This is a genomic window from Atlantibacter hermannii (assembly GCF_009907385.1).
In the GTDB taxonomy this organism is placed as follows: domain Bacteria; phylum Pseudomonadota; class Gammaproteobacteria; order Enterobacterales; family Enterobacteriaceae; genus Atlantibacter; species Atlantibacter hermannii_A.
This window is the reverse complement of sequence record NZ_JAAATR010000003.1, coordinates 40,380-52,869: the sequence shown is the minus strand read 5'-3', so window position 1 is coordinate 52,869 and position 12,490 is coordinate 40,380. Positions and strand designations below refer to the sequence as shown.

The following is a 12,490-nucleotide window of genomic DNA, read 5'->3' as shown; positions in this document are numbered from 1 at the left end:
AGAGTATATTTGTAAATTCTTAATTTTAAATCCACACTTAAAATATGCATGAATTATCGTTAGCCCAGGGCGTTATTCAGTTGCTGGAAGATCAGGCCGCGACCGGACATTTCCAGCGCATTACCCATGTCTGGCTGGATGTCGGCGCGCTGGCGTGCGTCGAACTCTCCTCACTACAGTTTGGCCTTGAAGTGGCGCGCCGGGGAACCGTGGCGTCGGAAGCGCAGTTTCATATTGATATTGTGCCGGCGAAAGGCTGGTGTTTTGCCTGCGACAGCGCGTTTAGCGTCGAGCAACATGCCTCGCCCTGCCCGCACTGCGGCTCCTGGGAGATCCAGATTGATAAAGGCAACGCGATGCGGGTGCGTGAAATGGAGGTCGAATGACGCAGACTTCCGGCGTTCAGCTGCATATTCGCGGTAAAGTCCAGGGCGTCGGGTTTCGGCCCTTTGTCTGGCAGCTGGCGCAGCGGTTGGATCTTAAAGGTGACGTCTGCAATACCGGTAACGGCGTGGTGGTGCGTATTGCGGGCAGCGAAGGGGATTTTGTCGCGCAGCTATACGCGCAGTGCCCGCCGCTGGCCGCTATCCATTCCGTGGCGCGCAGCGAATTTGTCTGGGATGCCGCGCCGCAGGATTTCGTTATCGTGCAAAGCCAGCAGTGCGCCATGGATACGCAAATCGTCCCGGATGCCGCCACCTGTCCGGCATGCCTGGAAGAGATCAACACGCCCGGCAACCGGCGTTACCGCTACCCGTTCACTAACTGCACCCACTGTGGCCCCCGGCTCACCATTATTAAGGCGATGCCTTATGACCGGGCGTATACCGTGATGGCGGCGTTTCCGCTCTGCCCGGACTGCGAGCGTGAATACCGCAACCCGCTGGACCGCCGATTCCATGCCCAGCCGCTGGCCTGCCCGGTTTGCGGCCCGCAGCTTTTCTGGCGGCAGGGCGAAGAAACTTTTTATCGCGATGATGCGCTGGAGGCTGCCGTAGCGGCGTTGCGGCGCGGCGAGATCGTTGCCATCAAAGGGCTGGGCGGGATGCACCTGGCGGTGGACGCGCGCAGCGACCACGCCGTATTACGCCTGCGTGAACGCAAACAGCGCCCCGCGAAACCGCTGGCGGTGATGCTGCCGGATGGCGCAGGTCTCCCTGATGCGGCGCTGTCTCTGCTGCGTTCTCCCGCCGCGCCGGTGGTGCTGGTGGAGGCGACATCCGTTTCCGGCCTGAGCCGCTATATCGCCCCCGGCCTCGGCGAAATCGGCGTGATGCTGCCCGCCAACCCGTTACAGCATCTGCTGTTGCAGGCGTTTGGCGCGCCGCTGGTGATGACCTCGGGCAATCTGAATGGCAGACCGCCCGCCATCACCAATCAGCAGGCGCTGGACGAGCTGGCGGAGATCGCCGACGGCTGGCTGCTGCACAATCGCGATATCAACCAGCGGATGGATGATTCCGTGGTGCGTCAGAGCGGCGAAGTGATGCGCCGCGCCCGGGGCTATGTGCCCGACGCCATTACGCTGCCGCCGGGTTTTGAGGGGCTGCCGCCGATACTGGCGGTGGGCGCGGATCTGAAAAACACCTTTTGTTTGCTGCGCGGCAACAGCGCCGTGCTCAGCCAACATCTGGGGGATCTCACTGAAGAGCGCGTCCCGGCGCAGTGGCAACTGGCGCTGAAAATCATGCGTGACCTGTATGACTTTACCCCGGCGCGGATCGCGGTGGATGCCCATCCCGGCTATATCAGCAGCCAGATGGGGCGCGAAATGGACCCGTCTGCGGACGTGGTGTTGCATCACCACGCTCACGCCGCCGCATGTCTGGCGGAACACCAGTGGCCGCTGGACGGCGGCGCGGCGATCGCGCTGACGCTCGACGGTATCGGCTACGGCGCGGATGACCAGCTGTGGGGCGGTGAATGCCTGCTGGTGGATTATGTCCACTGCGAGCGGTTAGGCGGATTACCGGCGGTGGCGCTGCCTGGCGGCGATCTGGCGGCGCGCCAGCCGTGGCGTAATCTGCTGGCGCAGTGGCTGGCGTTTGTTCCTGACTGGCAGAGCTATCCAGAAGCTAAAGTATTGCATTCACACGCCTGTGAAGTGCTGACGCGCGCCATCACACGGCAAATTAATGCGCCGCTGGCCTCGTCGACCGGGCGACTGTTTGACGCGGTGGCCTGCGCGCTGGGCCTTGTGCCGGGCGCGCAAAGCTATGAAGGCGAAGCCGCCTGTCGGCTGGAAGCGCTGGCTATACAGGCGGTGAAGACCGCGCATCCGGTCACACTGCCGTTTATCAATGATGAACTGGATATGGCTGCGTTCTGGCAACAGTGGCTGGCCTGGCAAGCGCCGGATGCCGAGCGGGCGTATGCGTTCCACGACGCGCTGGCGCAGGGATTTGCGGAGATGGCGCGCCATCAAGCCCGGCTGCGGGGCATTAACACCATCGTTTTTTCCGGCGGCGTGCTGCATAACCGGTTACTGAAGGCGCGCTTTGCCCACTATCTGACGGATTTCGATCTGCGCTTTCCGATGCAGCTTCCGGCAGGAGACGGCGCGGTATCATTCGGCCAGGCGGTGGTGGCAGCGGCGCGCTGGTTGCGCAATCAGCCCTGATTTTGCAGCAACTTCGCCATGTTGATGGCTTCGATCAGCTTCGCCCGGTTAACGCGCGGTGAGTTGAGATCGAGCAGGCGTTGCCACTGGCTAATGGCTTCGGCGTAATCGGCATGCATAAAGGCGTCGGACGCCAGCAACATCCGGGCGGTCACTTCGTTGCCGTCCAGCGCCAGGGCGTTGTCGATAAGCTGGCGGGTTTCGTCGGTCATCTTCTGCCCGGCCTGGTAATAACGCACCGTGGCGAGCGCCGACCACAGCTCGGCATTTTCGCCGCGCAATACCATCGCGCGCTGATATGCCAGGTACGCGTTCTGGTAGCTGTTGCGGTAAAGGTAATATTCGCCCAGCTCCGCCCACAGCGTGCTGTCCTGCGGATTAGCGCGGATTTTTTGCTGGAGCGCCGCGAGTTGCTGCTCGACCATTTCTTCGTCGGTGAAATTCAGTAGCGGATCGGCAAGCCGTTTGTGCTCAGTCATTACCGCCGGGACGCGGCCCGTTAACGCGTAAATTCCCCCGCTGATAAGCAGTACCGCGGCAAGCGATAACCACACCGCGCGGGCAGGCAGCGCGCGCTGCGGCTGCCAGATATCCGCTGGCGTATCGGGAATGTCCTGCGTCAGCTCCTGTTTTAACGCCTCGTCCTGAGTTTGCGACTGCGCATGGCGGGCAATGGCACCCTGGGCGCGGTGGATCACATCGGCCTGCCCGCGCGCGCCGCGCCGCCGCATCCACACCATCGCCAGGCCAATGCCCAGCAGCAGGGCCAGCGGCGTAAACCACAGAACGCTGGTTTCACGCTGCAGCCGTGGCTTATAGCGAACAAACTCCCCGTAGCGCGATGTCATAAAGGTCATGATTTCCGCTTCGGATTTGCCCGCTTCGGTCAGGGCGTAGACTTCATGGCGCATACTGACCGCCACCGGGGAATTGGATTCCAGCAGGCTCTGGTTCTGGCACTGTGGGCAACGCAGCTGCCCGGCGACTTTCAACGCCTGTTGCTGCTGTTCCGGGCTGTGGAATGCCCAGGTATCCACCAGTTGCGCCTGGCACAGCGGCGCGAGCAGCGCCCACAGCAGAACGATCAGCTTACGCATAGGCTTTTCTCCCGCGCCACCAGCCCAGCAGGGCGCCGGCCATCATGATCCCGGCGCCAAACCATATCCAGCGGATGCCGCTCTGTACGTAAAAGCGCATGGCGTAGCGGTTGTCGCCGGTTTTCTCGCCCATCACCACATACCACTCGCTCAGCAGATCCCAGGCGATACCCGGCTCGATCATCAGCTGGCCGCGGGCAGTGTAAAAACGCCGTTCCGGAGCGACATGGGCAATCGGCTGATTATCCCGGCTGATGTCGATAAGCGCCTGCTCGGCGGTGTAGTTTTTTTCGGCCAGCAGATTCAGGGTGTGGAAGCGGAACTGGTAGCCCGCCACGCTGACCTGCTCGCCTTGGGTGACGTTAAGGCTCATTTCCTGTTTTTCGCCGGAGGAAAACACTATCCCCAGGGCGAAAATCCCGACGCCGGTGTGGGCCAGCAGCATCGGCAACTGGCGCTTTAACAAGGTGGGTGAGGTCAGCCACTGGGCGCTCAATACCCAGCACACCAGCGCGGTGGCGGAGGCGACGATGATTCCGTGAGAATGCAGGGCAACGGCGGCCAGCACGGCGATGGCGAGTGAGCCGAACAGGCGCAGGCGCGTCCAGCGCGGGCTGCGTTTCCAGGCACTTCCCGCTGCCAGCCCGATCACCAATAACATCGCCAGACCAAACGGCAGCAGCACGGTATTGAAGTAGGGCGCGCCGACTGAAATCTTGCCCCAGCCGAACAGGGTATACAGCATCGGATACAGGGTGCCTAACAGCACAATCACTACCACGGCGGTAAACAACAGCAGGCACAGCAGCAGCCAGGTTTCCCGCGACCAGCCCGCGAAACGCGCCGCCGGTTTCCACTCTCTGGCGCGCCAGCCGTACAGCGCCAGCGCGCCGGCGCTCAGGGCGATAAACAGGGTGAACAGCGGCGCGGCGCGTTCGTTATCCAGCGCGAAGGCGTGGACCGACATCAGCACGCCAGAGCGCACAATCAGCGTGCCCAGCAGGCTGAAAATAAAGCCAAAAATCGCCAGCAGCAGCGACCAGTGGCGGAATACGCCGCGCGCGCGGGTGGCGTACAGGCTGTGCATCAACGCGCTGGCGGTGAGCCACGGCAGCAACGAGGCGTTTTCCACCGGATCCCAGAACCACCAGCCGCCCCAGCCCAGCTCGCTGTACGCCCACCAGGAGCCGAGCACGATACCGGCGGTTAACGCACTCCAGGCGGGCACCGTCCAGCGCCAGCACAGCCCGGCCATCGCCGCGTTAAATTCTCCGCGCAGCAGGGCGGCAAGCGATACGGCGGCGGCAACGGTCAGGCCGCCGTAGCCCAGATACAGCAACGGCGGGTGCAGGATCAGCCCGATATGTTGCAGCATCGGGTTTAAATCTCGCCCTTCGATGGCGGGCGGGAAAATACGGGTAAACGGGTCGGAGTACAGCAGCACGAAGATCAGCAACGCGGCGGTGATGATCCCGAGCAGGGCGAGCGTCAGCGCGAAAAACGGGTCCTGCGCGTGGCGATAGCGCCAGGCGAACAGGGCGCTCCAGCCGGACAAGCACAACACCCACAGCAGCAAAGATCCTTCATGACCGCCCCAGACGGCGGCGAGCTTGAGGCCAAACGGCAACTGGCGGTGGCCGTGCTGCGCCGCATACACCAGGGTGAAATCGTCAGAGAGGAACGCCAGGATCAGCAGCCCAAACGCCAGCAGTAGCAGGCCGAACTGGGCGAGGGTAAGAGAGCTGGCCAGGCGAGAAACGCCGGACCAGCGAGATCGGTATCCGGCAAGCGCCAGCCAGGCTGTCGCCGCCGAGATACCGCAGGCAAGAAGCAGGGCTATAAACCCACTTTCGGGCAACATCAGTTCCACGCTTCACCCTGCTCACACAACGGTTAATTGCCCCGCATAGAGAATAAAAAAGCGCAGCAGCAACACGCCGGTCAGGCTGGCTCCGCTGATCAGCAGCACGCCGGAGGGCGTCGCCGCCTGCGGCAGCAGGCGTTTCAGCAGCATCGGGATTAACAGCCCGATGCCCACCACGCCGATCCAGAACCACCATGTCCAGAATCCGCCGCCGAGCGCCGCCGCCAGCGAACGCATTTTCCCGTCATCCCCTAATGCCAGACCGACGAAAAACGCCGCCAGCAGGAAGATTTCCAGCCAGATCACCGGGGTTTCCAGCTTGTGGAGAAAATGCGCCTCTTTGTTATGCGGGTCGCGGAACATGGCGAGCAGCGCCACCGCCGCGCCGGAAGAAATTCCCGAGAACAAAAACAGCGCCGGAAGGATCGGGTTGTTCAGCAGCGGATAGGATTTCAGCGCCGACAGCAGGAAGCCGGTATACGCGCCCAGCAGCACCGCCAGTACCAGCATCAGCGTTTCGATGGGGCGCTGAAACGGCGTCAGCCAGCCTAGCACGGTACGCACGAACGTAAAGCGCGGCAGCCAGCGCTGTTGCAGCTTCAGCACGTCGCTTTCAAAGATTTTCGCCAGCCACACCACCATCACAGCCATATAAACCTGGAACAGCATCACGCCCATCGACATCACCGACGTCAGGCTGTAATGGAACATCAGCTTCCAGAAGGTCCAGGGCCGCGTCAGATGCAGGATCAGGATCAGCAGGCCGAGAATAATGGTGGTCGGCGCCAGCACCAGCGTGGTGCGGATGAGGGTACTTTGCGAACCGCCCAGCGTCGGGTGATAACGGCGCAGCAGAATCGACAGCGTAACCAGCCCGGCCGAAATACCAATCAGAAACAGATAGACGGCAATCGGCCAGTCCCAGACCAGTGATTCAAAATGGAACGGGGTTGGATTCACGGGGTTCATTGGGTGACCTCCCCATATTTAAACGGCACGCGGTACACCTTGGGTTTGGTGCCCAGCGCCAGCTTGTAACGGTAGGTCGGTTTCTTCGCCAGCATCAACGAAATCTCGCTGTCAGGATCGTCGAGATTGCCGAAGGTCAGCGCGCTGGTAGGGCATGACAGCACACAGGCCGGCAGTTTGCCTTCCTTGAGGTTAGTCTTGCGGCAAAAATCGCATTTATCCGCCGTTTTGTTTTCCGGATGGATAAACCGCACGCGGTAAGGGCAGGAGGCGATACAGTACTGGCAACCGACGCACAGATCGGGATTCACATCCACGATGCCGGTCGCCGCGTCGCGGAACGATGCGCCGGTCGGGCACACGTCCACGCACGGCGCGTGATCGCAGTGCTGGCAGGATTTCCGGAAAAATTGGTATTTCACATCCGGAAACTCGCCGATGGGTTCGCTCTGAATAATCGTCAGACGCGATACCCCCTCAGGCACATGGTTCACTTCGCGGCAGGCGTCCATGCAGGCCGTGCAGCCAATACACTTCGACTCGTCGTGGATCATGCCGTAGCGCACGCCGTTGATGGTGAGCGCCTGAGCAATAGAAACCCCCATCGTTCCGCTCACGGCGATCAATGCCCCCATTCTGGTCACGAATTGACGACGAGAGCATGTCATGGATGCTCCTTACCCAGATGAACCGAGGAGGGATTGAACGCGGGATTGTCACGCTGGTCGCGGTGGCAATCGACGCAAAGTTTGATCCGACTCTTATCGTTCAGGGTCTGCATCGTGTCCTGCTTCGGATGCAGATTGTGGCAGCTGGCGCAGGCGACTTTGGTGGCATGCACGTTATGCGGCCAGAACGCTTTTTGCAGCTGTTCCGGCAGGTGGCACGCCATACAAACGCTGTTCTGCTGCTCGACGGTGTACATCGGATCGTTAAACCGCATCGCATCTTTCACGCCGTTGCGGTGTTCCGGCGAAATATTGCCGTGGCAGTTGGTACAGGTGACCGGCAAATTGTTGTTCGGGTTGATGGCTTCCGCGTGCTTTCCGTGCATCCCCTCTTTTTCAGGCTTATGGCAATCCAGACAAGCCTTATCGGGATTGCGCTGCTGCGTCACGGTATAGCTCGAATCGGTGTCTGCCTGGGAAGACGGCGCAGCCTGGACGGGTAATATCCATAAACAGCCTAACGCCAGCACCCCAGCAGTAAATAACGAACGTAGTACGCTCATATTGACTCCATTTCTCGCCACCCCATCAGGCTATTTTGTTTGCCTTATTGGGCCTGGGCAGTGCTCAAAATCCTCGCGTACTACGTGTACGCTCCGGTTTTTCCGCGCTGTCCGTGCCCAATCTGGCTGCACCAATTACGCCTAATGGAGCGGCTCCTGTTTACAGGGGTTATTTGCCTTCGGTTCCCAGCAATCCGTTTTTACGCGCCTGATCGTCCCATTGCGGTACCACGGTTTTCAGGAAGTCCTGTTTCTCTGCGTTGATTTTCTGCATATCCAGGCCAATCGCCGCCTGGGCTTTGGCTTTGGTAGAGATATCCGGCAGTTGCACTTCTTCGGTGATGCCTTTGGTCGCCAGCAGACGAATCAGCTTCGCGCGGGCATCGGCGGCTTTATTCAGCGCGGTGCCGAGCATACGCAGCGCTTCATCCGGCGCGTGCATATGAACGCCGTGCGACGCGATCGCCAGGTCCCAGCGCCATTGCGCGTGGCGGATATCGGTCTGAATCGGCTTCATTTCTTCGTCGGTCGCGCCGGCATCCAGCGCGGCTTTGGCTTCAAAGTGCGCGTGAACCAGCTGAACTTCCACTTTACGTTTTAGATCCTGAATCGCGGCTTTACGCTCGGCGACCACGGACTGCAACGCTTCTTTGGTCTGGGTGTGGCAGTTTTTACAGGTCTGATCGAAGGTATCGAACGGGTTGCCAATCTTGTGGCTGGTAAACATTTTGCCTTCGGCGTTCTGCATCTTCGGCATATGGCAGTCGATACAGGTCACGTTATTCTTGCCGTGAATACCAGCGCTCCAGGTTTCATATTCCGGGTGCTGCGCCTTTAGCATCGGGGTTTTAGACAGCGGGTTCACCCAGTCGGAGAAGGCGATGTCGTCGTAGTATTTTTCCATACCGTCAACGTTCGGGCCGTTATCCCACGGGAATTTCACCGCTTTGTCTTTACCGTCGAAATAGTATTCAACGTGGCACTGGCCGCAGACCATGGCCTGCTGATCCAGACGGCTGGCTTTGTCGAACGGTTTGCCGATGGTTTCCATGGCGCGCGCCGCATAAGGGCGGGACAGGGTTAACGCCGGTTTGCCTTTAGCAAAGTCTTCAGAGGCGGTGTTGTGGCAGTCGGCACAGCCTAAATCGTTAACGATTTCCGGCCCGCCGCGCGCCCATTTGCCGTGGAAGTAACCCGCTTCGCCCTCTTTCTGGATCAGGCGGGCGACGTCCGGGCTTTTACAGCTCCAGCAGGCCATCGGCAGCGGGCCGTCCTCGGCGGTTTTCGGCGCGCCGGTGCGCAGGGTTTCACGGACATCAGTGAGCGCATAAGCGTGGCCGCGCGGTTTGTTGTAATCCCGCGAGAACGGATAGCCCGCCCACAGGATCACCATATTCGGGTCTTCCGCCAGCGCATCTTCACGTTCAGATTGCTCGCTGGTGGCTTTCCATGAATTGAATTGATCGGGATGTTTATTCGCGAAAACTTCATTATGCGCTTCAATTTTCGCGGGTGCGGTTGCAGCAGGAGCTTGTTCTGCGTGTGCCGGGCTTAACAACAATAAGCCGGCGAATAGGCTCCAGAAGTAGGGAAGAAATTTGCTTATCCTGGCCATGAGCGTTCCGTCCAAAGTAAGCCGCGTCTGTGCGGTTATTTTAATTCACTAAAGGGAATGGCAATAATTGCCATCTCGACATTGCTCTGAGCGTAAATTAGCAAAAACCACATTAAAAATATTGTTTTCGATCAAGAGTAAAGATGAGTAAGTAAATATATGAGAGCCATGAGAATGGGTATTGATAACAAGCAGTTAAGTAACGTTTATTTATTGCAGTGAAATAAATGACGGTGATTGCAGAATTAATAAAAGGACGGGATCGGCGATCACGAAATATTTAAAATACCCCCAAAGGGGTATTGAACATGATTTGTATCAAAAATGCATGTTTAGCCGGATATTTAATTTAATAAGACTTAACATGCCGGGTTTTAGAAAAGAAAAATAGGGGGTTCCGTCATTTTATTATCATTTAACGGCGTTAAATGCATGACATCCTGTATAGATGCGGAGAGCGACATGCGCCGACGAATCTCCCTTCCTGAAGCAAATTTTTGCCGCTTTTCACTCACCCGATAACACGGCTTTCCGTAATGGTTAACAGCCTGTTTACTAATAACCTTTTTGTATGTGTTAAGTCATTTTTGGCATTTGTCGAAGCGAAAAACTTATGGGAGCGTAATACCACACACTAATAAATACAGGGTAATCAGAGGAAACTATGGCACATCAATTTAGCGCACAGCGTAAAGCGCTGCTGGCTCTGGGAATGGTGGCATTAGGCGGTTTCACCGCCGCATCCGCGCAGGCCGATCAATTAGCGGATATTAAAAAAGCGGGCGTCGTAAAAGTGGCGACCTTTGACGCTAACCCGCCGTTTGGCTCCGTGGACCCAAAAAGCCATGAAATCGTCGGCTACGATGTGGACTTCGCTAAAGCGCTGGCGAAATCGCTCGGCGTGAAGCTGGAACTGGTGGCCACCAACCCGGCGAACCGTATTCCTTTATTGCAGTCCGGCAAAGCGGATCTGATTGTGGCGGATATCACCATCACCCCGGAGCGCGCCCAGGTGATCGATTTCTCCACCCCGTATTTTGTTACCGGCCAGCAATTCCTGGTCCCGGCCACATCCCCGGACAAGCTGGATGATTACAGCCGCGCGCGCATTGGCGCAGTAAAAGGCACCACCGGCGAGCAGGCGCTGCACCAGCGCTATCCGCAGGCGCGGGTGCTGGCGTATGACGATATCCCGCTGGCGCTGACCGCGCTGCGTAACGGCAACGTGCAGGCGATCACCCAGGACAGCACCATTCTGGCTGGCCTGCTGGCAGGCGCGCCGGATAAAGCCAACTTCAAAATTTTGCCGGACCTGCTGAGTAAAGAAGAGATCGGCGTCGGCGTGAAGAAAGGTGAAACCGCGCTGCTGAAAGCGGTGAATGATGGACTGGTTAACCTCGAGAAGAGTGGCGAAGCCAGCCGTATCTACGACACCTGGTTTGGCCCGTCTACCCAGACTCCGCAGCCGCGTTCCTTTACCATAGAAGCGAAGTAATATGCTGTCTGGCCTCATCACACGCTCCGCGGCATCGTCCGCGGATTTTTCACATCTGGAGCAGGCGAGCGTGGAGTTTCGCGATGTCGTGAAACAGTACGGCGATCACCGGGTACTGAACGGCATCAACCTGACGATCAATCAGGGTGAAGTGGTGGCGATCCTCGGGCCGTCGGGCTCGGGTAAATCCACGCTGATCCGCCTGATCAACCAGCTTGAGCCGCTGAGCGGCGGCGATATCCTGATCGACAATAAACCTACCCACGGCATTCAGGGGCGCGCGCTGCGCCAGCTGCGCAGCCGGGTTGGGTTTGTGTTCCAGCAATTCAACCTGTATGCCCACCTCACTGCGCGCCAGAATATCACCCTGGCGCTGGTGCAGGTTCACGGCTGGAAACCGGCGGCAGCGGACCAGCGCGCCCGCGAGTTATTGCAGCAGGTCGGCCTGGCCGATAAGGCCGATCACCTGCCCGCGCAGCTTTCCGGCGGGCAGCAGCAGCGCGTGGCGATTGCCCGTGCGCTGGCCTCTTCGCCGCAAATCATTTTGTTTGATGAGCCTACCTCGGCGCTGGACCCGGAAATGATCGGCGAAGTGCTGTACGTGATGAAATCCCTGGCGCACAGCGGCATCACCATGATTGTGGTGACCCATGAAATGCAGTTCGCCCGGGAAATCGCCGATCGCGTGGTGTTTATCGACGGCGGCGACATTCTCGAAGTCGCCAGCCCGGCGCAGTTTTTCACCGCGCCGCAACACCCTCGCGCCCAGCGCTTCCTGAAGAAAGTGCTCGACCCTTTACACCAGGAGCGGCCTGACTGATGTTTGATCTGGACTGGCAGGGGGTGCTGACCGGGCTCCCCCGGCAATGGATTATTTCGGGCTTTCTGACCACGGTGTGGGTGTCGCTAATCGGTATGGCGCTGGCCACCGTGCTGGCGGTGTTGTTTCTGGCGCTGCGGCTGGCGGGCGGCGGTGCAGGGCGCGCCGTGGTGGCGGGCTGGGTATCGGTATTCCGCAATACGCCGCTGCTGGTGCAACTGCTGTTCTGGTACTTCGCGGCCTGGAACCTGCTGCCGCTGGCGGTACGCGATTTTATTAATGCCGATCACGCCTGGTCGATTTTGCCGGGAGATGTCTGGTGGCTGACGCCGGAATTTCTCTGCTCGGCCTGGGGGCTGGGCGTTTTCACCTCGGCGTTTTTAATCGAGGAGATTGAAGCGGGCTTAAGCGCCGTGCCCAACGGCCAGCGCGAAGCGGCGCTGTCTCAGGGGTTTTCCACCTGGGCGTTGTTTCGCTGCGTGTTGTTGCCGCAGGGGCTGACGAACGCCTGGCAGCCGATTGTCGGCCAGTATCTGAACCTGATGAAACTGTCATCGCTGGCCAGCGGCATCGGTTTTGCCGAGCTGACGTATCAGGTACGCCAGATTGAAAGCTACAACGCCCACGCGCTGGAGGCGTTCGCCGTGGGCACCGTGCTTTATTTATTACTCGGCGTAGCGATGGGGGTGGTGCTCGGCAGGATCGGGCCGGGAAGATCGCGGAGAAAAGCCGTCACTCAGCGCGCCATCGCGCAAAGCGAGGTGCAACGTGATCGCTAA

11 protein-coding genes and 1 pseudogene are annotated in these 12,490 nt (G+C 59.2%); 5 read left to right on the top strand and 7 right to left on the bottom strand.

All coding sequences use genetic code 11. From position 1 onward, the window contains the following. Window positions 1-44 precede the first annotated feature (44 nt). Together hypA and hypF are read left to right on the top strand one after the other, a co-directional pair. Window positions 45-386: a hydrogenase maturation nickel metallochaperone HypA gene (gene hypA, locus GV764_RS01385; RefSeq protein ID WP_161658760.1), complete on the top strand. Its 342-nt coding sequence runs from the start codon at window positions 45-47 to the stop codon at window positions 384-386. After that, on the top strand, window positions 383-2,620 hold the full coding sequence (gene hypF, locus GV764_RS01380; RefSeq protein ID WP_161658759.1) for a carbamoyltransferase HypF: 2,238 nt from the start codon (window positions 383-385) through the stop codon (window positions 2,618-2,620). The genes hypA and hypF overlap by 4 nt, the downstream gene beginning before the upstream one ends. Here hypF and GV764_RS22325 read toward each other — a convergent pair. From GV764_RS22325 to nrfA, 7 genes and pseudogenes are all read right to left on the bottom strand, one after another. Next, window positions 2,611-3,231: a TPR domain-containing protein gene (locus GV764_RS22325; protein ID WP_476561202.1), complete on the bottom strand. Its 621-nt coding sequence runs from the start codon at window positions 3,229-3,231 to the stop codon at window positions 2,611-2,613. The two genes, hypF and GV764_RS22325, sit on opposite strands and share 10 nt — an antisense overlap. 150 nt (window positions 3,232-3,381) lie before the next feature. Further along, window positions 3,382-3,717, bottom strand: a pseudogene (gene nrfF, locus GV764_RS22320) (heme lyase NrfEFG subunit NrfF); the annotation flags it as partial. Continuing rightward, a complete protein-coding gene (locus GV764_RS01370; protein WP_161658814.1) occupies window positions 3,710-5,578 on the bottom strand; it encodes a heme lyase CcmF/NrfE family subunit in 1,869 nt (622 codons plus the stop codon). The pseudogene nrfF and the gene GV764_RS01370, both read right to left, overlap by 8 nt. A 21-nt stretch (window positions 5,579-5,599) precedes the next feature. Further along, entirely contained in the window at window positions 5,600-6,550 is a 951-nt protein-coding gene (gene nrfD, locus GV764_RS01365) for a cytochrome c nitrite reductase subunit NrfD (protein ID WP_161658757.1), read from the bottom strand. After that, window positions 6,547-7,218 (bottom strand): cytochrome c nitrite reductase Fe-S protein, encoded by a 672-nt coding sequence (nrfC, locus tag GV764_RS01360; RefSeq protein WP_161658756.1) that lies wholly within the window; start codon window positions 7,216-7,218, stop codon window positions 6,547-6,549. Before nrfC ends, nrfD begins: the two co-directional genes overlap by 4 nt. Beyond that, window positions 7,215-7,781 carry a cytochrome c nitrite reductase pentaheme subunit gene (gene nrfB, locus GV764_RS01355; RefSeq protein ID WP_161658755.1) on the bottom strand — a complete coding sequence of 189 codons (567 nt, stop codon included), beginning with the start codon at window positions 7,779-7,781 and terminating at the stop codon, window positions 7,215-7,217. The genes nrfC and nrfB overlap by 4 nt, the downstream gene beginning before the upstream one ends. Before the next feature lie 169 nt (window positions 7,782-7,950). Continuing rightward, a complete protein-coding gene (gene nrfA, locus GV764_RS01350; protein WP_161658754.1) occupies window positions 7,951-9,396 on the bottom strand; it encodes an ammonia-forming nitrite reductase cytochrome c552 subunit in 1,446 nt (481 codons plus the stop codon). A gap of 664 nt (window positions 9,397-10,060) precedes the next feature. On the opposite strand from nrfA, the gene GV764_RS01345 reads away from it, so the two are divergent. Genes GV764_RS01345 through GV764_RS01335 form a run of 3 tightly spaced genes read left to right on the top strand, consistent with a single transcriptional unit; the run spans window position 10,061 to window position 12,490 of the window. Beyond that, window positions 10,061-10,891: an ABC transporter substrate-binding protein gene (locus tag GV764_RS01345; protein ID WP_161658753.1), complete on the top strand. Its 831-nt coding sequence runs from the start codon at window positions 10,061-10,063 to the stop codon at window positions 10,889-10,891. 1 nt (window position 10,892) lies between these two features. After that, window positions 10,893-11,711, top strand: coding sequence for an amino acid ABC transporter ATP-binding protein (locus GV764_RS01340; RefSeq protein WP_161658752.1), 819 nt, complete (start codon window positions 10,893-10,895; stop codon window positions 11,709-11,711). Continuing rightward, window positions 11,711-12,490 (top strand): amino acid ABC transporter permease, encoded by a 780-nt coding sequence (locus GV764_RS01335; protein WP_161658751.1) that lies wholly within the window; start codon window positions 11,711-11,713, stop codon window positions 12,488-12,490. The genes GV764_RS01340 and GV764_RS01335 overlap by 1 nt, the downstream gene beginning before the upstream one ends.

Bases quoted from the DNA above. Each gene is read 5' to 3' on its own strand.
- GV764_RS01340 (WP_161658752.1), top strand. From the start codon at position 10,893: ATGCTGTCTGGCCTCATCACACGCTCCGCGGCATCGTCCGCGGATTTT.
- nrfD (WP_161658757.1), bottom strand. From the start codon at position 6,550: ATGAACCCCGTGAATCCAACCCCGTTCCATTTTGAATCACTGGTCTGG.
- hypA (WP_161658760.1), top strand. From the start codon at position 45: ATGCATGAATTATCGTTAGCCCAGGGCGTTATTCAGTTGCTGGAAGAT.
- GV764_RS01345 (WP_161658753.1), top strand. From the start codon at position 10,061: ATGGCACATCAATTTAGCGCACAGCGTAAAGCGCTGCTGGCTCTGGGA.
- nrfC (WP_161658756.1), bottom strand. From the start codon at position 7,218: ATGACATGCTCTCGTCGTCAATTCGTGACCAGAATGGGGGCATTGATC.
- nrfA (WP_161658754.1), bottom strand. From the start codon at position 9,396: ATGGCCAGGATAAGCAAATTTCTTCCCTACTTCTGGAGCCTATTCGCC.
- hypF (WP_161658759.1), top strand. From the start codon at position 383: ATGACGCAGACTTCCGGCGTTCAGCTGCATATTCGCGGTAAAGTCCAG.
- nrfB (WP_161658755.1), bottom strand. From the start codon at position 7,781: ATGAGCGTACTACGTTCGTTATTTACTGCTGGGGTGCTGGCGTTAGGC.
- GV764_RS01335 (WP_161658751.1), top strand. From the start codon at position 11,711: ATGTTTGATCTGGACTGGCAGGGGGTGCTGACCGGGCTCCCCCGGCAA.
- GV764_RS01370 (WP_161658814.1), bottom strand. From the start codon at position 5,578: ATGTTGCCCGAAAGTGGGTTTATAGCCCTGCTTCTTGCCTGCGGTATC.